Consider the following 20878-nt stretch of genomic DNA (forward strand, 5'->3'; position numbering starts at 1 on the left):
ATCATTAAGAATAGCGTGTTATTGAGTAAATAGGCAGTACTATTGTTTAACTTAGTCAGGGAAACGAGGGATCATTCATTGTCAATAGGGAAAAAAATCATTTTAGGAATCGTGGGACTAATTCTTGCAATCACATTGGTAGTAGTCGGACTTGGTGCCAAGGTTTATTTCGATGTCCGAGGGTCAGCGGATCAGACGTATGAATCTGTTAAACGTAAAAACCCAGCCAAGCGGGAACAGGCAGTAGACTTGGAAGAGCAAGATTCTTTTTCAGTCTTGTTACTTGGGATTGATACCGGGGACTTGGGTCGGACGGAACAAGGGCGTTCGGATACCATGATGGTGGCGACGGTTAATCCGAAAGATAAGAAGACTACGATTGTCAGCATTGCCAGAGATACCTATGTGCCGATCGTGGGTCATGGGACAGATGATAAGATTAACCACGCCTATGCCTTTGGTGGAGCGGCGATGTCGATGGATACGGTGGAAAGTTATCTGGATATTCCGATTGATCATTATGTAGCTATTAACATGAAAGGCCTCAAGGAACTGGTGGATGCGGTAGGTGGCGTGGAAGTTTCCAATAGTGGTGAGTTCACTCAAAGTGGCTATACCTTCAAGCATGGGTTAAACACGTTGGATGGCGATAGGGCACTTGCCTTTTCCCGGATGCGTAAGGAAGATCCTCGAGGAGACTATGGTCGGCAAGAACGGCAGCGAGCCATCGTCGTCGGTGTCGTGAAGAAGCTGTTGTCGATGGATGGGATTACTAAGTATCAAGAAGTCTTAGAGGCGATGGAGTCCAATGTGACCACGGATATGCATTTTGCTGACATGAAGAAGATTGCCTTGAATTACCGGGATGCCTTTACCAATGTGAAGACAGAACAGATGCAAGGAGAAGGCTTCATGCAAGACAATATCAGTTACCAACGGGTTTCCGAAGATGAGTTGAAACGGGTGCAAGACATCTTGAAAGGTGAGTTGGACCTTTAAGTACCAATAGTGATGAATGGCGTCCTGATGTGGGGCGCCATTTTTGTGAAAGGAAGTGGATGACGTGAGAGTAATCAAGAACGTGGTGGCGTTGCTAGTCGCGGTGGGCGTCAGTGGTCTGTTAATCCACTTTATTGCTCTGCCGGTTCTAGCGGGGTATCCTCGGATTGCCCAGACGATGGAGCGTTTTGTCTATACTGAATTGGTGTTAATCAGTTTTCTTGCATTGGTGATTTGGTTGTTTTACCTACAGTGGTCTTTAGGAAAATTATCCGTAGTTTATCTTTATCTATTTTTTAGTGTGTATTTGTTCTTATTGTTCGTCGTTTTATTCACCAAGGCTCCCCGTTATCAGGCCTTGATTCTGAATCCTATCGACTTTTTGATGGGTGGGAGGCTAAGCTGGCTTGAGGCACTACTAAATGTTTGCTACTTCATACCACTGGGACTTTTGTATGGGATGAAGGCTCGTTATCGGGAGTTTGTCATCGTAGCTCTCCTGACGATTGTGGGGATTGAGATGATACAGTTTGTGTTTTACCTTGGCACATTTGCGATAAGTGATATCTTCTTAAACTTTATCGGTTGCCTGCTAGGATATCATCTTTATCCACCATTGCATGAGCATTTTGATGTTAGGATGATTTCATGGACACGATTTGGTAGAATCTAACTACTAAGAAAAGGACGTGTCCACGATGGCAAAAGCCAAGAAAAAATTTGATGAAGACTTTAAGAAGATGATCTTAGATTTAAACCAGTCTGGCCAATCGGTCGAGGAACTGGCAGCGCAATATGGTATCGCTACACAAACGATTTATCGTTGGAAGAAGCTTCATACAAAGAATGTAGCAACCGGCATGACTGAGGCAGAAATCCTAGCGATGAAAAAGGAAATGGCCCGCATGCAGGAGGAAAACACTATCCTAAAAAAGGCTTTAACCATATTCGCTCAAAAGTAAAAATGAGTGATGTCTTCGAATTTATTCAATCAAATGTTCATGATCATGACGTAAAACAAATGTGTACCGTTTTGGAAGCATCGAAATCCAGCTACTATGACTGGAAGAAAAAGAAACCTTCCAAGCGCCAATCAGAAAACAAACGCTTAAACCGCTTGATTTCAGGAATCTACTTTGAAAACAAGGGTATCTATGGTGCGCCTAAAATTCATAAGATTCTTGTTGGCCGTGGCGAGACCTTGTCCTTAAAGAAAGTACAAATACTGATGAGAAAATTAGGCTTGCGTTCAGTCACCCTCAAGAAGTACAAGCCTGGCAAACAAGCGAAAGTTAAAAGTGAAGGACGTAAAAACCTGTTAAACCAAGATTTTACCACTACGTCGATCAATCAAAAATGGGTGACAGATATTACCTATATTCATACCCTAAAAGATGGCTGGACCTACCTCTCCACTATCCAAGACCTCCACACAAAGAAAGTCATCGGTTGGAAGTTTGGCAAGCAGATGACGAAAGAATTGGTTATCGAAACCCTTGACCATGCGCTCTTAAACCAAACACCCTCCGAGAACTTGATCATCCACTCAGATTTGGGTTCTCAGTACACTAGCGAAGCCTATGAGGCAAAGCTGAATGAATTGAACATTCGGCACTCCTTCAGTCGTAAGGGCTGTCCCTACGATAATGCCGGTATCGAATCGTTTCACGCCTCACTCAAAAAAGAAGAAGTCTATCCATCAAAAGCGTATGAAAACTTTGAAGCTGCTCATTTAGCGTTATTTCAATACATTGAAGGATTTTACAATCGCAAGCGAATCCATAGTAGTATCAACTATTTAACACCAAATCAGATGGAGGAGTTGGCATTGCAAGCTTAGTTTCTAGCTACCACCTACATTTTTTGGCGAGATTTCCACAGGGCTTCAACTTCATCGCTTCGATCAGCGGTCAAACGGTTTTGGTTTGACGGCTGGTCGAAACGATGAGATACTCACCCGCTGGAATCTCGAAAAAATTCTCACAAATCGTGTCCGAGGTATTGACTCAAATCCAGAAAGGGAAGCGTAAACCCAATGGACACCAAGAGAAACGTGGTAAGCAAGCTTACAAAAGAACGATTCACGAAAGAAACGCCCGCTATCAGAATTTCGATGAAGAATTCGGTCACCTTGAAGGTGACACAATTGTTGGAGTGAAGCACAAAAGTGCTGTGATTACGCTAGTGGAGCGCCTATCCAAAGCAATCATTACCTTAAAACCCGCTGGTAGACAGGCAAAAGACATTGAACTTACATTGAATCATTGGTTTCAAACTTTTCCACCACACCTTTTCAAGACCATCACTTTTGATTGTGGCAAAGAGTTTTCCAACTGGAAATCGATCAGCAATACTAATGATATCGAGATCTTTTTTGCTGATCCCGGAACTCCTTCCCAACGCGGGCTGAACGAACATTCAAACGGGTTGCTTCGTAAAGATGGGCTTCCTAAGTCAATGGACTTCAGAGAAGTCCCCGAATCATTCATTCAGAGTGTCGCTTCTAAAAGAAACCATATTCCCAGAAAATCACTGCATTACAAGACACCATTGGAAGTATTTTTGAGTCATGTGCGTCAGGACGATTTGTCTAGCTTAATTTGACATTTGAGAATACCTAATTTTTGTTTAGAAATACTGGGAAGATTTTTTACGATAGAGAAGAGGTGAAGCAATTGGAATATCCTACTAATCAAAGAGTTCTTGAAACTGATTTTTATCCGTACTTGCAAAAGAAACTAGAAGAATACACAGATAGGCTACTTGCTATGGCGCAACTACCACTAGTACTTACTAATACTGATTTGAAACGTCTTTTTCAAATCAGTGATAGTACGTTAAATCGCTTGGTCAAACTTGGCGATTTTCCGTCTTGTTGGTATGGAATTCGAGGACACTACCTGCGAGACGATGTTTTAGAATGGATGAGGAAGAGTGATGCAGATGGCTTTCGTGAACAAATGCGACTACTTCGATCTTTATAGGTTACATCTTTTTATTAAGATGCGGTACAATGGAAGCATAGATAGAAAGATTTCCAAAGATTTTTCGCTTGTTGGGTTCCTTCGAAATAGGAGGAATCAATAAATGAAAACAAAAGATCGTTTTAAAAAACAAATTAGTTCTACTGGCAGAGTCACTTGGTATTTTCAAGCATTTCGAACAACAAGACGTGGTTTCAATTCAAAACAGGAAGCACAACTTGCTTATCTGGAAATGGAAAAGGAGCAACGACACAAGAAAAGGATTGTTGCAAGCAACGACAAGTTTAGCGTTGTAGGTGAAAAATGGTTTCAATATTACCGGTCCTTAAATGAACAAAAAGAATCGACCTATGATAAGCGAGCAGAACAACTGACTATCATCAATCGTTGGATTGGCAATAAACGACTCTGTGATTTATCATCAGATGAACTACAAGAGTTGGTTTTCAACTTGAAGGAACGAGGCCTCAACGGTACAGACCTAGGCTATGCTAAAAATAGTCTACAATCTCTGATTCAAGTCCTAAACATGGTTTTCAAGTACTGTCTCAAAAAGCAGTTAGTAAGTGAAAATCCAATGAAGACAGTCAGAATACCTAAGTATCAAGTAACCGTTCGGGATTTGAAAGAAGCTGTCAATAATGTGGAAGATAAGTTTTTGACGGTAGATGAGTTGAGGACGTTCTTGAACTATGGGATTGTCCATGAAGAATTACCTATGTCAGTTCTCTTTCATGTTCTATTCTATACAGGCTGCCGTGTTAGTGAGGCACTTGCTTTACAACCAGAAGATATTGATTTTCAAAGAAATGAAATTCTCTTCTATAAACAGACAGCGGTTAAAGGAAAGAGTAAAGATTTTCGTATTGAAACTACTAAGACAGTTAGTTCTGCTAGACGAGTGCCGGTAACACCATTGGCGATGGAAAAGCTAAAGCAATTGATTCGTGCTTTAGCTGAGATGAGAGGGCATCATCGCTTTATTGTGGATGAGACTTATTTATTTGTTTATCTCGATGCTAGTAAACGTGGGGTGCCTTATCGCAGGGAATATGTAAATGATCACGTTAAGCGGTGCGTGGAGCGGTCAGGGATTGGAAAGTCATTCCATACTCACTTAGCTCGCCACACAATGGCTAGTCTAGTAGCCGAGTATTGTAGTTGGGATGTCTTGAAGGATCGATTAGGTCATACGGACAAAACGACTTCAAAAATCTACCGTCATTTGACTAATAATGAAAAGGTAAAACCATTACTTGCATTTCGTTCTTTGGAAGACTAAAATACGGTGAAAACGCTGGTATTATAGGATTCTTAAAGAGCCAATTTTTCATAAACTAGTCAAAGTGTAGTCAGAGGTAATAAAAATCTTTTTATATCAATACTTTAACGACTTTTCACAAGTATCAAAGAAATCCGTCGTTAATTTTAGTTATCGAAAGATTGGAACCCCTGAGAAATCAGGGGTTTTTTGTTGTATTTCAATCAAGAAAATGGAGCTCAGGATGATGACTGGGGGCAAGCGCATCATTTCTATAATGAGTAGGATGGTTCAATTTTAGATACAGCTCCCTTGGTTGGAGCTTTTTTTGTCTGATGGAGCGAAATTTAGACAACTCCTCCTAATTGTCTGATTGTCTAGCGGTTTAGAAGTCGAAATCTTTTGGTCTCAAGGGGTAGCCCGTTATAATAAATGCGTACTGAAAAAATAATTTATTGGAGGGAAAATCATGAGATACACAAATGGGAACTATGAAGCGTTTGCTCGTGCAAGAAAACCCGAGGGTGTCGATGACAAGAGTGCCTATATCGTCGGAGCCGGCTTAGCTGGTATGGCGGCAGCGGTCTTTTTGATTCGTGATGGTCACATGAAAGGGGAACACATCCATCTTTTTGAAGAGTTGTCCTTGTCTGGTGGATCATTGGATGGGAAGTTCATCCCCCACGATGGTTTTGTGACCCGGGGTGGCCGGGAGATGGAGAATCATTTCGAGTGTTTGTGGGATCTTTTCCGCTCCGTACCATCCTTAGAAGTCGAGGATGCCTCTGTCTTGGATGAATTTTACTGGTTGAATCAAGATGATCCCAATTCTTCCAACTGTCGGATTATCCATAATCGGGGCGAACGGGCCGCAGACGATGGAGATTTCACCTTGTCGAAAAAAGCGCAAAAAGAATTAGTAGAACTCTTCATGACCTCAGAAGATCAATTGATTGGTAAAAAAATCGAGGATGTTTTCGGGGAAGAATTCTTTGAGTCGAATTTCTGGTTGTACTGGTGTTCGATGTTTGCCTTTGAAAAATGGCATTCTGCTATTGAAATGCGCCGCTATGTCATGCGTTTTATTCACCATATTAAAGGTTTGCCGGACTTTACCGCATTGAAATTCACCCGCTACAATCAATACGAATCACTAGTGAAACCGTTGATTGCTTACTTGGAAGATCAAGGAGTCGACTTCCAATACGGAACGAAAATCAACGATATTAAAGTAGCCATTACTCCGGAAACCAAAGTGGCACAAACGCTACTTTTAACAAAAGAAGGGAAGACCCAAGAAATTCCGTTGACGGAAAATGACCTGGTTTTCGTGACGAATGGCTCCATTACAGAAAGCTCCACTCAAGGAGACCACCACACACCGGCACCGATTACCCACGAGTTGGGCGGTAGCTGGAATCTATGGAAGAACTTGGCGAAACAATCTCCAGAATTTGGTCATCCAGAAGTCTTCTGCGACAATTTGCCGGAAGAAAGCTGGTTTGTTTCGGCTACGGCTACTTGGGACACGGCGGCGATTGAACCCTATATCTGTCGCTTGACCCAGCGGAAGCTCAATACAGGGAAAGTCGTCACAGGCGGAATCATTACCGTTAAAGACTCCAACTGGTTGATGAGCTTTGCCATTCACCGTCAACCTCACTTCAAAGAACAAAATGCCAATCAAACCGTTATGTGGATTTACGGTCTTTTATCCAATCAAGTGGGCAATTACGTGAAGAAACCGATCGAACAATGTACCGGAGAAGAAATCGCTCAAGAACTCTTGTACCACTTAGGCGTACCTGAAGCCGACATTCAAAAGATGGCAGCAGAAGCTTGTACCGTTATTCCGGTTTATATGCCTTTTATCACGTCTTACTTCATGTTGCGGGAACCTGGAGACCGGCCAAAAGTCTTGCCACAAGGTTCGAAAAACTTGGCCTTTATCGGCAACTTTGCGGATACAGAACGAGATACGGTCTTCACCACGGAATACTCTGTGCGGACCGCCATGGAAGCTGTTTACCAATTATTGGATGTGGAACGGGGAGTGCCGGAAGTCTTTGATTCGGCCTACGACTTGCGCACTTTGGCAAGTTCTGTTTACTATTTATCCGACCGGAAGAAATTATCGGAAATGGACTTGCCTTTTGTGGAAAAACACGTCTTGGAACACTTCGCCAAGAAAGTTGATCATACGTACATTGGGGATGTCTTAAAAGACAACCATCTCTTGTGAGAAAAGTAAGCACAAGTAGCGAGAAGCAGTCTGCTTCGGAATTTATACCGAGCTGACTTATCCTAGTTAGCGAAGTCTTAGGAACACCTGGAAAGCACAAAAAGTTTTCCAGGTGTTTTTTTTGATAACCAATGAAAAAATACAGAAAATGAAGTACAATAACAAGGAAACATTCAGAAAAGAAAGTAGGAGATGGATACTGTGGCGTTATGGTTTGCCAAATCCCAAGAGGAAGTTTTAAGCTCTTTGGATACAAATGTCGAGGAAGGGTTGTCCAGTCAAGAAGTAGAGAAACGACTGCAATCGTTCGGTAGAAATGAATTAGAAGTAAAGAAACAAGAGAGCCTGCTGAAAAAAGTGCTAGGCCAACTGGAAGACCCGATGATTATCGTCTTGTTAATCGCGGCGTTTCTATCTTATGTGTCCAGTGGATTTGAAGACTGGATCGATTCCGTGATTATCCTCTTAATCGTGGTAATCAATGCAATTATTTCGATTTCTCAAGAGAACAATGCCAGCAAATCCCTAGAAGCTTTGCAAAAGATGTCTGCGCCTTTAGCGAAAGTCATCCGCAATGGCAAACTGGAACACGTGGAAACTGCGACTTTGGTTCCCGGGGATATCATTGAATTAGAAGCTGGTGATTTGGTACCTGCCGACGCTCGAGTGTTGACGGCGGCGAATTTGAAAGCAGACGAGTCTGCCATGACCGGGGAATCCGTGCCAGTGAACAAGAAGGCTTTGGATAGTCTGCCAGAAGATACGGTTTTAGCAGAACGGAAGAATATGCTGATTTCTTCTACGGTGATCACCAACGGCCGGGCAACCTGTGTTGTAACGGACACGGGGATGAAAACCGAAGTGGGGCGGATTGCCAATCTTTTGATTACCGAAGACGACAATACCACACCTTTGCAACAAAAAATGGCAGAAATCTCCAAGATGTTGTCCATTATCTGTTTAGGTATCTGTGTCTTGATGTTTATCGTAGGGCTTTTGTATCACCGTCCGATTTTGGAAATCTTCATGATGGCGGTCTCCTTAGGGGTAGCGGCGATTCCTGAAGGTTTGGCCGCAATTGTGACCATTGTCTTGGCACTCGGGGTACAACGTTTGGTAAAACGTCACGCAATCGTGAAAAAATTGCCAGCCGTGGAAACTTTAGGGGCAACTTCGGTTATTTGTAGTGATAAAACTGGTACCTTGACCCAAAACAAGATGACCATCGTGGAAACCTTTGTGGACAATGGGCAATCGGAAACCGATATTTTGACGATTGGGGCGTTGTGTAACGACTCTAAATTGACCGTCACTAGCACAAGCGACTTTAACGTAACCGGTGATCCTACCGAAACGGCTTTTGTCTCAAAAGCGTTTGAAGAAAAATTGGACAAAAATCAATTGGAACAAGGCATGCCTCGGGTAGCGGAAATTCCTTTTGATTCAGAACGGAAACTCATGAGTACCGTGCACAAAATGGAACAAGGCTACCGCGTAATGGTTAAAGGGGCACCAGATGTCTTGTTGAATCGTTGCACTTTGCCAGCAGCTCAAGCTCAAGTAATAGCCGAGAAAAATGCCGAAATGGCGTCGAATGCATTGCGGGTTTTAGGCGTTGCGTATAAAGATATCGTCGAAGTACCAGCAGAGTTAACCTCTGAAGATTTGGAAAACAACTTGACCTTTGTGGGCTTAGTCGGAATGATCGACCCACCTCGTCAAGAAGTCAAAGCAGCTGTTGAACAATGTTACGAAGCTGGGATTCGTCCAGTAATGATTACCGGGGACCACAAGTTGACTGCCGTAGCCATTGCCAAAGAATTGGATATCTTCCGGGACGGGGCTTTGGCGCTAACCGGTGCCGAACTAGACTTAATGCCCCAAGAAATCTTGGAAGAAGAAGTTACCAAATATTCCGTTTATGCCCGGGTTTCACCAGAGCATAAAATGCGAATCGTTAAAGCATGGCAAGCAAAAGGCATGGTTGTTGCCATGACCGGGGATGGGGTCAATGACGCGCCCGCCTTGAAAGTAGCCGATATCGGTTGTGCCATGGGGATTACCGGGACAGACGTAGCCAAAGGCGCTGCGGACATGATCTTAACGGATGACAACTTTGCGACGATCGTTCATGCGGTAGAACAAGGTCGGGGGATTTTCTCCAATATCAAGAAATCCATTCAGTACTTGTTAAGCTGTAATATCGGGGAAATCATCACGATTTTCGTGGCGACTGCCTTGAACTTCCACCAAATGCCTCTTGTGGCGATTCAATTGTTATGGTTGAACCTGGTAACCGACTCTCTACCTGCGTTGGCATTGGGGATGGAACCCGTGGAACCTGGCGTGATGAAACAAAAACCTCGGGATTCTAGAAAGAGCATCTTCGCCGATGGTTTTGCTGCCAGCATGATTTTCTACGGGGTCTTGGTCGGAGCGATTACGCTAGCCGCTTACTGGTTAGGGGAATACGTCTTGTCTGATCCAAACATCGCTGACGGCACTGCCAACACCATGGCATTTGCTACCTTGGTCTTCGGGGAATTAACCCGGGCCTTCGCCGTTCGTAGTGAAACTCGCTCGATCTTTAGCATTGGGGTTTTCTCCAACAGCGCCATGAACAAAGCCTTTGTTGTAAGTTTAGCCATGCAATTGGCTGTCTTGTTCATTCCATTCTTGCAAGAAATCTTCAAAGTTCAAAGCTTGACCGGTACCGAATGGATCATCGTGATTGCGTTGTCCTTAGTACCATTGATTGTTAGTGAAATTACCAAAGCATTTCGTCGTCAAGGGAACACTACTGAAGACGTGGCTGAAGTAGCAGCACACTAAGAAAAATAATGAACCGGACCCGCTCGTTTGCTAGCTTTTACTCCTTGGAAAAATCTGGGAGTAAAAGTAACAACGAGTGGGTTCGGTTTTTTTGTTTGGAAAAATGGTGATTTTTTGTTTAGGTTTGTAACCCCTGCCATCTCTTTTGTAAAAGCAATCATGTCAAATGTACCTAGGCAGGTATTAAAGAAGCGACTGTTTTCTAATAAAATTCAATCAAAAATCCTTGCATTCTAGGGGAATGAGCGTATAATGACACAGTGTCACATGACAATGCGTCACTTGTGTTGCAAAAGTATTTTTTAAGTAAGGAGGAAAATCATGCCCAAGGAAACCTTTTTTCATCTGTCAAAAGAAAAGCAGCAACGGATTATGAAAGCTGCGAAAAAAGAATTTTCTAGAGCGCCTTTAGGAGAGGCTTCAATTGCGCAAATTATCAAGGATGCGGAAATTCCCAGAGGTAGTTTCTACCAGTACTTTGAAGACAAAGAAGACTTGTACTTCTATTACTTCAAGAGTATGCATAGAAACGCTCGCCAAGAGTTACAAGTGGCAATGGAACAAGCCAATGGCAACTTATTTGATGGGTTTGAGTTGTATTTCTCCAAAATGGTCAATGAAGTGTTGCAAGGACCAAATGCGGCGTTTTACCAAAACCTCTTTATGCACATGGACTATCGTTCCTTCCATAAAGTAGCGCCTCCTTTTGACAGGAGTCACCCAAGCAATCATCCATCCCATCGCAAAATGCAGGACGAAGAGTGGCAGGCTTTTTACGACATCGTGGATCTTTCGTTGCTGAAGTTGAAAAATCAGGAAGAACTCAAGATTCTAGTGAAATTGCTGATGCACGTTGTCTTTTCCACCGTAGCAGAAGGCTATCGTCAAATGCTCACCGGGGATAAGAAGATTGACACGGAAAAAATCGAAACAGAATTTCGGTTGAAGTTGAACTGGTTAAAATCCGGTGCTGCCAAAGAAATCACCGAAAAAAATGAATAAGGTAAGGAAGGTTAAGCCATGAAATTATTCAAGTATCTCAAAAAATATTGGTATGCCATCTTGGCTGCGCTGGTGCTGTTAGTCGTCCAGGCCCACAGCGATTTGACATTACCAAGTATTACTTCGGAGATCGTGGATGTGGGAATTCAACAAGGGGGCCTGGAAACCGTCACCCCGACGAAAATCCGCGAATCTACGCTGTCTGCCATCCAGTTGTTTATGACCGATGAAGAAAAAGAAACCATCGCAGACAATTACGAGAAAAAGACAGAAAAAGTAGACGGCAAAGAAACCACCGTTTACGAACTCAATTTACAAAAAGGCATGACCAAAGAAAAGTTAGGAAAAATCTTTGAATTGCCCATGATGATGTTAGCCACTTCTCAATCCGATGAGGAAAAGAGTCCAGCCAAAGAGGTCATGGACACGTTCCAATCCTTAGGTGAAGATGGCAAAAAAGCCAAAGCCTTGGGAGAAGAAGCCCAAAGTTTGGCGGAACAAGCCAAAACTGCCGGAGCAGATGCCCAAGCGGCCGCAGCGGCGGGAGATATGGCCACTGCCCAAGCCAAAGGTGCAGAAGCTAGCCAGCTGGGAGAAGAAGCTCAAGCCAAAGGGGCTCAAGCGCAACAGCTCGCTGATGAAATCACTAAAACCAACGACGCTATGCCGGACAAAGTTGCGGCAGCTCGGGAAGCTACGGAAGACGAGCTAGGGGATTTAGGTGCTGACTCCATGAAAACTGTGGGAATCCAGTTGACCTTGGCAGAATACAAAGCACTAGATGAAGACACGCAAAAGATTCAAACGGATTACATGATCAAAAAAGGGACCGAAATGGTCATCTTGACCTTGATCTCTGCCGTTGCAGCAATTTTTGTGGGCTTGATCGCATCCTTAGTTTCCTCCGATGTGGGGAAAGAATTGCGGGTTGGTCAATTCAACAAAATTTTGCAATTCTCCAATGCGGAAATGGAAAAATTCTCCCCAGCTTCGTTGATTACCCGGAGTACCAATGATATTCAACAGATTCAAATGGGGTTAGTCATGACGATTCGCATGGTCTTGTACGCACCGATTCTCGGTCTTGGTGGGATTTATAAAGTGTACCAAACCGATACCGGTATGAGCTGGATCATCGCTGTGGCAGTAGCCTTAGTATTAGTCCTGGTCTTGACTTTGCTTGGTTTTACCATGCCGAAATTCAAGAGCTTGCAAAAACTCGTGGACCGGGTCAACTTGGTTTCTCGGGAAATCATCACCGGCTTGCCAGTTATTCGGGCGTTCTCCCGGGAAAAATATGAAGAAAAACGGTTTGATGTGGCCAATACGGACTTGATGAAAACACAAATGTTCGTCAACCGGGCAATGTCAATCATGATGCCAATCATGATGTTATTGATGAACGGCATCTCAGTATTAATCGTCTGGGTAGGTGGGCACAATATGGATGCCGGCCAACTACAAGTCGGGGATATGATGGCCTTTATCACTTACACGATGCAAATCGTCATGGCCTTCATGATGTTGTCCATGGTTTCAATCATTTTGCCGCGGGCGAATGTTTCGGCCGGTCGGGTAAATGAAGTTTTGGAAACCAAACCAACCATCGTGGACCCTACACAGCCTAAAGACGATGTGGATTACCAAGGGGAAGTTCGCTTTGAAGGGGTCACATTCCGTTACCCTGATGCAGACGAAGATGTCTTGCACCACTTGAACTTTACCGCTAAACCAGGACAAACTACGGCTTTAATCGGTTCAACTGGTTCTGGGAAATCCACCGTGGTCAACCTGATCCCTCGTTTGTTCGATGTAACTACCGGTCGTATCACCATCGACGGAGTAGATGTACGGGAAATGAGCTTGCACAAACTTCACGACTTAATCGGTTTTGTACCACAAAAAGGGGTGCTCTTCTCCGGGGACATCGCATCGAATATTAAATTTGGTGATGTAGATGGGATTTCCGATGAACAAATGAAGAAAGCCGCTAACATCGCTCAAGCAACCGAATTTATCGATAGCAATGAACAAGGCTACGAACGGCCAATCTCCCAAGGTGGGACCAACGTTTCCGGGGGGCAAAAACAACGCTTGTCCATCGCCCGGGCTTTGGCGAAGGATCCGAAGATTTTGATCTTTGATGATTCTTTGTCTGCTTTGGATAATAAAACTGATGTGGCACTACGCCGCGCTTTGGCAGAACAAGTCAAAGGCATCACCCAAATCATCGTGGCGCAAAAGATTTCCACCATTCTTCATGCGGACAATATCATCGTCTTGAATGAAGGACGGATCGTGGCTCAAGGAACCCACGAAGAACTAATGGAAACATCCAGTGTCTATCAAGAAATCGCTTCTTCCCAGTTGAGCAATGCCGAATTAGGTTTGGAAGCAGAATAGGAGGCGAAGAAAATGGCAGAAAATAACGAAAAACGCCCCCAAGGCGGAGGCATGGGTCATGGACCAGGTCGCGGCATGGGCGCCGGCGAAAAGGCCAAAGACTTCAAAGGTACGATTAAAAAATTAGTCTCCTATATGGCGAATTACAAGATTGCGATTCTGTTTGTCATGATTTTCGCAGCAGCTTCGACAATCTTTAATATCTGGGGACCAAAAATCTTATCCAAAGCCATTACAGAATTATTCAATGGCTTGATTAAAAAATACCAAGGAACCGGTGGCATTAACTTCGATAAAATCGGTCAAACCTTGCTCTTTATGTTAGGTCTGTATCTGGTGGCTTCTCTCTTTGGGATCATGCAAGGGTGGATCATGTCCACCGTGACCCAAAAAGTGACCTACCGCATGCGGAAAGAAATTTCGGAAAAAATCAATCGTATGCCGATGAATTACTTTGAAAGCCGTACTACTGGGGAAGTTCTTTCCCGGATCACCAACGACGTGGACACTTTGGGACAATCCTTGAACCAGTCCATTACCCAGTTGATTACTTCAACCTTTACCGTAGTCGGAGTCATCGTCATGATGCTTTCCATCTCGGTACCAATGACCGGTATTTCCGTTTTGATTGTGCCGATTTCCTTAGTTTTGATTTTGTTCGTCGTGAAGTTCTCCCAAAAACACTTTGCGACCCAACAAAAATACTTGGGGATCATCAACGGTCAAGTAGAAGAAACCGTGGGCGGCTACAACATCGTGCATTTGTTTAACGATGAAGAAAATGCCTTGAATGAATTTAAAGAACAAAACGAAGTCCTCTTCAAATCCGCATGGAAATCTCAATTTCTATCTGGTTTGATGCAACCAATCATGAACTTTGTGGGGAACTTAGGCTATGTGGCTGTTGCGATCATCGGTGGGATCTTCGCCTACAACGGCACGATTACTGTAGGGGATATCCAAGCCTTTATCCAATACGTGCGGAACTTAACCAACCCAATCGCTCAATTGGCTCAGGTATCTAATATGCTCCAATCTATGGCCGCTGCCGCAGAACGGGTCTTCGAATTCCTCGGGGAAGAAGAAGAAGCCCAAACTGTGGAAAATCCGGTGAAAATCGGCAAAGTCAGCGGGATGGTGGACTTCGATCACGTTCACTTTGGGTACAATCCTGATAAAATCATCATCAATGACTTCAGCAGTCACGTGGACCCAGGCCAAACCGTGGCCATTGTGGGACCAACCGGGGCTGGGAAGACCACCATGGTGAAACTTTTAATGCGTTTCTACGATGTAAACAGTGGGGCGATTAAGATTGATGGTTACAATATCAAAGACTTCAATCGGGCCGATCTACGAGAAAACATCGGCATGGTCTTGCAAGATACGTGGTTGTTTAAAGGCACCATCATGGACAACTTGCGCTATGGGAATTTAGAAGCAACGGATGAAGAGGTCTATGCGGCGGCTAAAGCAGCCCACGTACACCACTTCATCGAAACTCTTCCTGGGGGTTACAATATGGAACTCAATGAAGAGTCCTCTAATATTTCCCAAGGGCAAAAACAGCTTTTGACCATTGCTCGGGCAATTTTAGCCGATAAGCCAATCTTGATTTTGGATGAAGCGACTTCTTCTGTGGATACCCGGACGGAAGTCTTGATTCAAAATGCCATGAACAACTTAATGGCTGGCCGGACTTCCTTTGTCATCGCCCACCGCTTGTCTACGATTAAAGACGCGGACAAAATCTTGTACATGCAAGACGGGGATATCAAGGAACAAGGTACCCATGAAGAACTCTTGGCCAAAGGTGGCTACTATGCAGCTTTGTACAACTCACAATTTGAAGAGTTGCCAGAAGAAGCCGAAGCGTAAGCAGACGGCAGATAAAAAGACCGGTGGATGTGTTCCGCCGGTCTTTTTCAAACGGCAAAAAGGCCCGTGGTCTTTGGCTTTCCTCTGAAAAATAGGACACTCTGTGGTATACTGAAATGGAGAACTACGTCCGAAAATAATAACAGGTCTAGCATTTATACCGCTTTTATCCAAGGGACTAAAACAAGGAATTGCCTTTCTTCTTAGAATCTTCACAAAGAAATAAAAAATCATTTGTTTGTAGTTTGCCTAGGGATGAAGTAAAATAAATTTAGACTAGAAATGGAAATTGAGGTGTGACATATGGGGTATACTGATGAAACGGTGCGTTTTGACTTTGATGATAGCCACAAAAAAGCTGTCAGCGAAACCTTGGCCATCGTCTATCAAGCACTAGAAGAAAAGGGCTATAACCCAATCAATCAAATCGTAGGTTATCTATTATCCGGAGATCCGGCGTATATACCTCGTTATCGAGATGCTCGTAACCTGATTCGCCGCCACGAACGGGATGAAATCTTAGAAGTCTTGATTCGCTACTACTTGACGAATCACGGCATCGATTTGTCATGAGAATCATGGGCTTAGACGTGGGTTCGCGCACGGTGGGGATCGCAGTAAGTGACCCCATGGGGTGGACGGCCCAAGGTGTGGAAATCATCCGCATCAACGAAGACGAAGAAAATTTTGGCTTTGACCGCCTGAAAGAACTGGTCGCCGAGTATGAGGTGACGAAGTTTGTGGTGGGCTTGCCAAAAAACATGAACAACTCGATTGGCCCTCGGGCAGAAGCGTCCATGCGTTACGGGGATCAGATCAAGGAACTCTTTGGTCTGCCTGTAGAGTATCAAGACGAGCGCTTGACCACGGTACAAGCAGAACGGATGCTGGTGGAACAAGCCAATACGTCCCGAGCTAAGCGAAAAAAAGTTATCGACAAATTAGCAGCTGTCATGATCCTACAGAACTACTTGGATCGCAATAGCAGCAGTTTATTTTAAAAAAAAGGAGCTAGAATCATGGCAGAACACAATCATCATGATCACGATCATGACCACGAAGGACATGAACACATTACATTAGTAGACGATCAAGGAAACGAAACCTTGTACGAAATCCTCTTAACCGTTGACGGTCAAGAAGAATTCGGCAAAAATTACGTCTTGCTTTACCCAGCAGGCGTCCCTGAAGAAGAAGACGTGGAATTGCAAGCCTATGCTTACATCGAAAACGAAGACGGCACAGAAGGCGAATTGCAACAAATCGAAACCGAAGCCGAATGGGACATGATTGAAGAAGTCTTCAATACGTTTATGACCGAAGAAGAAGAATAAGATTTTATGCTGGCCGAACTCTTTCAGAGGGTTTGGCTTTTTTTGTTTTCAAAGCATCCGCCCAAGCAAATCACTTTCCAAATTCAACACATTATTCTATAGTTGACTAGTCAATGATTGATGAATCAATCGTAGAAAGGAGTTCCCATGAATCTGAGAGATACCAGTAAATTACTCTATCAATTGAAATTAGCCAATCAGAAAATGACTACATTGTTTGAGCAAGACACTGGTTTTAGTATTACCCGCTATGAATTGATGCTGTTTCTGCGGGAAAGTGGTCCTTGTTCCCAGACCGTTTTGCAAACTCAGTTACAGATTGACAGTGCCGCCGTTACCCGGCATTTAAAGATATTGGAAGAAGAGCAGTATGTGACTCGGGAACGCAATCAGGACAATCAGCGGGAAGTTTTTGTGAAAGTCACTGAAAAAGCCAAGTCTGCCTTGGCTCACTGTGAAGCAGAACATGAGCGCGCCCAAGCAAATCCTTTCCCTTTAAGCGAGACAGAAGAGCGGACTTTGCTAGCGTTATTAACAAAATTAGTGAAATGAAAGAGGCAAAGAAAATGGCAAAAGAACTAGTTAAAAATGATTTTGCGGATGTTACTTTTGGACGAAAATCCGTGCGATTGTATGATGAAACTTATAAAATTTCCCACGAAGAGATTCTGGAAATGATTCAAGAAGCGACTACAGCACCTTCCTCGGTGAATATGCAACCATGGCGTTTTGTAGTGGTGGAAAGTGAAGAGGCCAAAGCGAAGTTAAAACCTTTGATTCGCTTCAATACGAAACAAAATGATACTTCTTCCGCTATGGTGCTGATTTTCGGTGATTTGCAATGCTACGAGCTAGGGGAAGAAATCTACAATCAAGCAGTGGCGGAAGGCAAGATGCCAGAGGAAGTCAGAGACCAACAGTTGGCTTCGATTATTCCTTACTACAAGAGTTTTACAAAAGCGCAAATGAACGATGTGGTAAAAGTTGACTCTAGTTTGGCAGCCATGCAATTTATGCTGACGGCTCGGGCCCATGGCTACGAAACCAATCCCATCGGTGGCTTTGAAGCAGGTGCCTTAGCGGAAACCTTTGGCTTGGATAAGGAACGCTATGTGCCAGTCATCATCTTATCCGTGGGGAAAGCGAAGGAGTCAGGCTATACTTCCGTGCGCTTACCAGCAGAAAAAATTACCGAGTTTAAATAGTGATTAATGAGTAATCAGTAAAAAATCCTCGTTTTCCTTAAGGAAGACGGGGATTTTTATTGGTTCTTTTTCTATTTTTTAGCAATTGTAGAAGTTCCCAAGCATTTGGTAAGCCCACCCAAAATAAGCTTTTCTGAAATTCTCTCGAGGGTAAGCTTCATTTATGTTTGCCTTAAGTTCCATTTTGTTTAGTAGTTTCATACAAAACGGATGTGAGGTAGACGATATGAGTAAGAAAAACAAACAGCGTTCAATTTTTATTGGGGTAGCGGCGATTTTAGTGCTGGCGTTGGTTTCCATCACGGTACTAGTCCAAAATAGCAAGGCCACTGAAACAAAGGAAGAGGCGTATGTTTTGCCGGTGGCTAGTAGCCAAGATGTGACGGAGTTGGACTATAGTAATTATGAGATTGATTCGGTTTCAGATGTTTACAATCCAGACATACAAAGCCAGATTCAAGAGCAGTTAAGTGAATTGGAGGCAGCCACTCAAGCAACGGTAACTGATCCATTATTGGTATCGAATCCTTATTTGACCAATCGCAACAGTATTTATGTGAATTTCAAAACTACAAAAGAAATCGCGGATGTCAGCTATACGGTGAAGACTGCGAACATTCCTAATTTTTCCGAAACCTTAGTCAACAGCGGTACCACGACCAATTTTGAATCCCAATTGATTGGGTTGATTGCCGGAGAAGAAAATCAGGTGAGTTTAACCGTGACTTACACTGACGGTACGACGGAACTCAAGAGCTTCACTTACACACCGCAAGCCTCCAATAGCGGCTTAGGCACACAGCTAGATGTGACGACTTATGACAATCCGACAGAATTAAGCAATGGTTTGTATGCTTTGATCGGGGATAGCACGCTGGAAAATCGAGTGATTGCCTTGGTGGACAATGAGGGCTATGTGCGCAATGAGATTCCTTTGGTCAATTACAACTCCATGCGCTTGAGTTTTGATTCAGATAACAATATGGTCTTTGCCATTTCCAATTATTCCTTGGTGAAAATGAATCAACTTGGGCAGGTCGTGGCTAAGTACAACGTGAAAGATGCCGGCTATCTTCTCCACCATGACTATGCTTTGGACGATGAGGGCAATCTGATTGCCTTGGCTACTAGCATCCAGGCCAAAGCAGAAAATGACTATGTGGAAGATCGGGTGATCAAAATCGATGGTGAGACTGGAGCTGTGACGGAAATCGCAAACTTCGCCGATTTATTGCCTGACTTATATGAAAAAGCCACCGGGAAAGTCGTTTCTACGGCGGAAAAAGGGGCGCGAGATATCGTTCATATCAATACGATTCAGTACATTAACGATGATGAGTTGATTTTGAGTTCCCGAGAGACGTCCTCGATTATGAAATTAACAGATGTCTCCACCAGCGCACAGATTTCGACGATTATTTCCGATAGTGATTTCTGGGACGGCATCGATACCAATGGCGCAGCTTTGCTTCAAAAGGAGGGAGACTTCACCTCACAATTGGGACAACATTCTGTGACTTATGAAGCCGGTGCGGATGATGAGCATTATACGTTGTACATGTTCAATAACAATTCGGCGGTGATGGACTCCCGCACGGATTTAGATATGACGCCATACTTGGAAGCCGGAGCAGGCACCACGGATCTGACTTCCACCGAAAATTCTTATTACTATGAATATGAAGTAGATGAAAGTGCTGGAACTTACAAACTGGTCAAGGAGTTTTCCGTACCATACTCCACTTTCATATCCAGTGTGCAAAAATTGGGCTCAAACTATCTTGTGGATTCAGGTCAAGTGGCTACTTTTACGGAATATGATGAAAACGGCGCTCCAATCGCGACTTTCACCACTACAGGGGAAGAAAAATTCCTCTATCGGGTCTACAAATATGAGTTTAGTGGCTACTATTTTTAAATAGGCACTGAAAAAGCCCCTTGAGTTAGGCACTGACTCAAGGGGGCTTTACTGTATATTGGATTACAAGTCTAGATAAGTTACCAATTCTACATCATTGGCTGCTAATAATTCTCGAGTTTCCGGGCGACAAAGCATGGCACACTCGGCGGTGCGGCGGATATTTAAAGAGGAGTGTTGCAAAATATACTCGTCTAGATAGCCAGGATGATAGACTAACAGGTCCACGACGCCGGGAAGTGCTGGTGTTGCTAAGAGTTCTTCTAGACAGGTTTTCCCATCTTTTTCTGGACTACTACCGGTGTGCATCAAGACTTGAGTTTGACCGATGGTAACTTGGTCTTCAATCTTTTGTGGAAGTGGTGAATACTTCAGTCCGTGGCGCTTGCCCACAATTTCCAATCCGTGAAAGAGGGTAGGACTAGGTACTGCATGACCATCTAAATAGGCTGGCTTTTGCCCAGTGAGCTCAATGAAACGAGCCAGTTGAGCTTCGGCTTCGATGATAATTTCTTCCAAAACCACGAAGTCCTCTTTGGCTTTTCGATACTCACTGGAAGGTTTAAATTCTCCATTTGCTTGAACCAAGCTGGGAATTAACGCAGGATCTGCAGCTGGTTGGCCGATGCTAATATTAAAGTGAAGCCCTAAAGCAATTTTTTCTGGTTGGAGTAATTTGACCCCGTGGGCTGCCGCCTCCATGGAAGACATCAAACCAACACTGCCAATCAAACCATCTTGGACACTTTTTAAAATACCATAATTGACCGCTTCACTATAACCTAGGTCATCGGCCCGCATAAGGATTTTTCGCATGAGT

The 20878-nt window shown here is 43.7% G+C and carries 17 protein-coding genes and 1 pseudogene; 17 read left to right on the top strand and 1 reads right to left on the bottom strand.

What is annotated here, in order from left to right:
* The first annotated feature begins 78 nt into the window (after nucleotides 1-78).
* The 17 genes and pseudogenes from I579_RS07360 (at nucleotide 79) to I579_RS07445 (ending at nucleotide 20058) form a co-directional block, all read left to right on the top strand.
* On the top strand, nucleotides 79-999 hold the full coding sequence (locus I579_RS07360) for an LCP family glycopolymer transferase (protein ID WP_010754241.1): 921 nt from the start codon (nucleotides 79-81) through the stop codon (nucleotides 997-999).
* A gap of 64 nt (nucleotides 1000-1063) precedes the next feature.
* The gene (locus tag I579_RS07365; RefSeq protein ID WP_010754240.1) at nucleotides 1064-1672 is read left to right on the top strand and encodes a VanZ family protein; all 609 of its coding nucleotides are present in this window, start codon (nucleotides 1064-1066) and stop codon (nucleotides 1670-1672) included.
* Between the two features lie 25 nt (nucleotides 1673-1697).
* A protein-coding gene (locus I579_RS07375) for an IS3 family transposase (protein ID WP_155854779.1) occupies nucleotides 1698-2839 on the top strand; the annotation gives its coding sequence in 2 pieces (ribosomal slippage) (nucleotides 1698-1926 and nucleotides 1926-2839; 1143 coding nt in all).
* Between the two features lie 176 nt (nucleotides 2840-3015).
* A pseudogene (locus tag I579_RS07380) lies at nucleotides 3016-3603 on the top strand (IS30 family transposase); the annotation flags it as partial.
* Between the two features lie 122 nt (nucleotides 3604-3725).
* On the top strand, nucleotides 3726-3983 hold the full coding sequence (locus tag I579_RS07385; RefSeq protein WP_370570052.1) for a helix-turn-helix domain-containing protein: 258 nt from the start codon (nucleotides 3726-3728) through the stop codon (nucleotides 3981-3983).
* Between the two features lie 103 nt (nucleotides 3984-4086).
* Entirely contained in the window at nucleotides 4087-5265 is a 1179-nt protein-coding gene (locus tag I579_RS07390) for a tyrosine-type recombinase/integrase (protein ID WP_010718181.1), read from the top strand.
* Nucleotides 5266-5713: 448 nt separating this feature from the next.
* A complete protein-coding gene (locus tag I579_RS07395; protein WP_010754238.1) occupies nucleotides 5714-7486 on the top strand; it encodes an oleate hydratase in 1773 nt (590 codons plus the stop codon).
* Between the two features lie 192 nt (nucleotides 7487-7678).
* The gene (locus I579_RS07400; protein WP_051091753.1) at nucleotides 7679-10318 is read left to right on the top strand and encodes a calcium-translocating P-type ATPase, PMCA-type; all 2640 of its coding nucleotides are present in this window, start codon (nucleotides 7679-7681) and stop codon (nucleotides 10316-10318) included.
* 321 nt (nucleotides 10319-10639) lie between these two features.
* Nucleotides 10640-11320 carry a TetR/AcrR family transcriptional regulator gene (locus I579_RS07405; RefSeq protein WP_010754236.1) on the top strand — a complete coding sequence of 227 codons (681 nt, stop codon included), beginning with the start codon at nucleotides 10640-10642 and terminating at the stop codon, nucleotides 11318-11320.
* Nucleotides 11321-11338: 18 nt separating this feature from the next.
* Entirely contained in the window at nucleotides 11339-13723 is a 2385-nt protein-coding gene (locus I579_RS07410) for an ABC transporter ATP-binding protein (RefSeq protein ID WP_010754235.1), read from the top strand.
* Between the two features lie 12 nt (nucleotides 13724-13735).
* Complete coding sequence (locus tag I579_RS07415) at nucleotides 13736-15601, top strand: ABC transporter ATP-binding protein (protein ID WP_010754234.1); 1866 nt, start codon at nucleotides 13736-13738, stop codon at nucleotides 15599-15601.
* A gap of 303 nt (nucleotides 15602-15904) precedes the next feature.
* Nucleotides 15905-16174, top strand: a complete 270-nt coding sequence (locus I579_RS07420; protein WP_010754233.1) for an IreB family regulatory phosphoprotein — start codon at nucleotides 15905-15907, stop codon at nucleotides 16172-16174.
* Complete coding sequence (ruvX, locus tag I579_RS07425) at nucleotides 16171-16602, top strand: Holliday junction resolvase RuvX (protein WP_010754232.1); 432 nt, start codon at nucleotides 16171-16173, stop codon at nucleotides 16600-16602. Before I579_RS07420 ends, ruvX begins: the two co-directional genes overlap by 4 nt.
* An 18-nt stretch (nucleotides 16603-16620) precedes the next feature.
* Nucleotides 16621-16935 (top strand): DUF1292 domain-containing protein, encoded by a 315-nt coding sequence (locus tag I579_RS07430; protein ID WP_010754231.1) that lies wholly within the window; start codon nucleotides 16621-16623, stop codon nucleotides 16933-16935.
* Nucleotides 16936-17082: 147 nt separating this feature from the next.
* The gene (locus tag I579_RS07435; protein ID WP_010754230.1) at nucleotides 17083-17487 is read left to right on the top strand and encodes a MarR family winged helix-turn-helix transcriptional regulator; all 405 of its coding nucleotides are present in this window, start codon (nucleotides 17083-17085) and stop codon (nucleotides 17485-17487) included.
* Between the two features lie 14 nt (nucleotides 17488-17501).
* Nucleotides 17502-18140, top strand: a complete 639-nt coding sequence (locus tag I579_RS07440) for a nitroreductase family protein (protein WP_010754229.1) — start codon at nucleotides 17502-17504, stop codon at nucleotides 18138-18140.
* Between the two features lie 226 nt (nucleotides 18141-18366).
* A complete protein-coding gene (locus tag I579_RS07445) occupies nucleotides 18367-20058 on the top strand; it encodes an aryl-sulfate sulfotransferase (protein ID WP_010754228.1) in 1692 nt (563 codons plus the stop codon).
* Between the two features lie 63 nt (nucleotides 20059-20121).
* Here the strand turns inward: I579_RS07445 and I579_RS07450 are convergent, their stop codons facing one another.
* Entirely contained in the window at nucleotides 20122-20874 is a 753-nt protein-coding gene (locus tag I579_RS07450; RefSeq protein WP_010754227.1) for a ChbG/HpnK family deacetylase, read from the bottom strand.
* Nucleotides 20875-20878 lie beyond the last annotated feature (4 nt).

This window comes from Enterococcus asini ATCC 700915 (assembly GCF_000407365.1).
GTDB lineage: Bacteria > Bacillota > Bacilli > Lactobacillales > Enterococcaceae > Enterococcus_C > Enterococcus_C asini.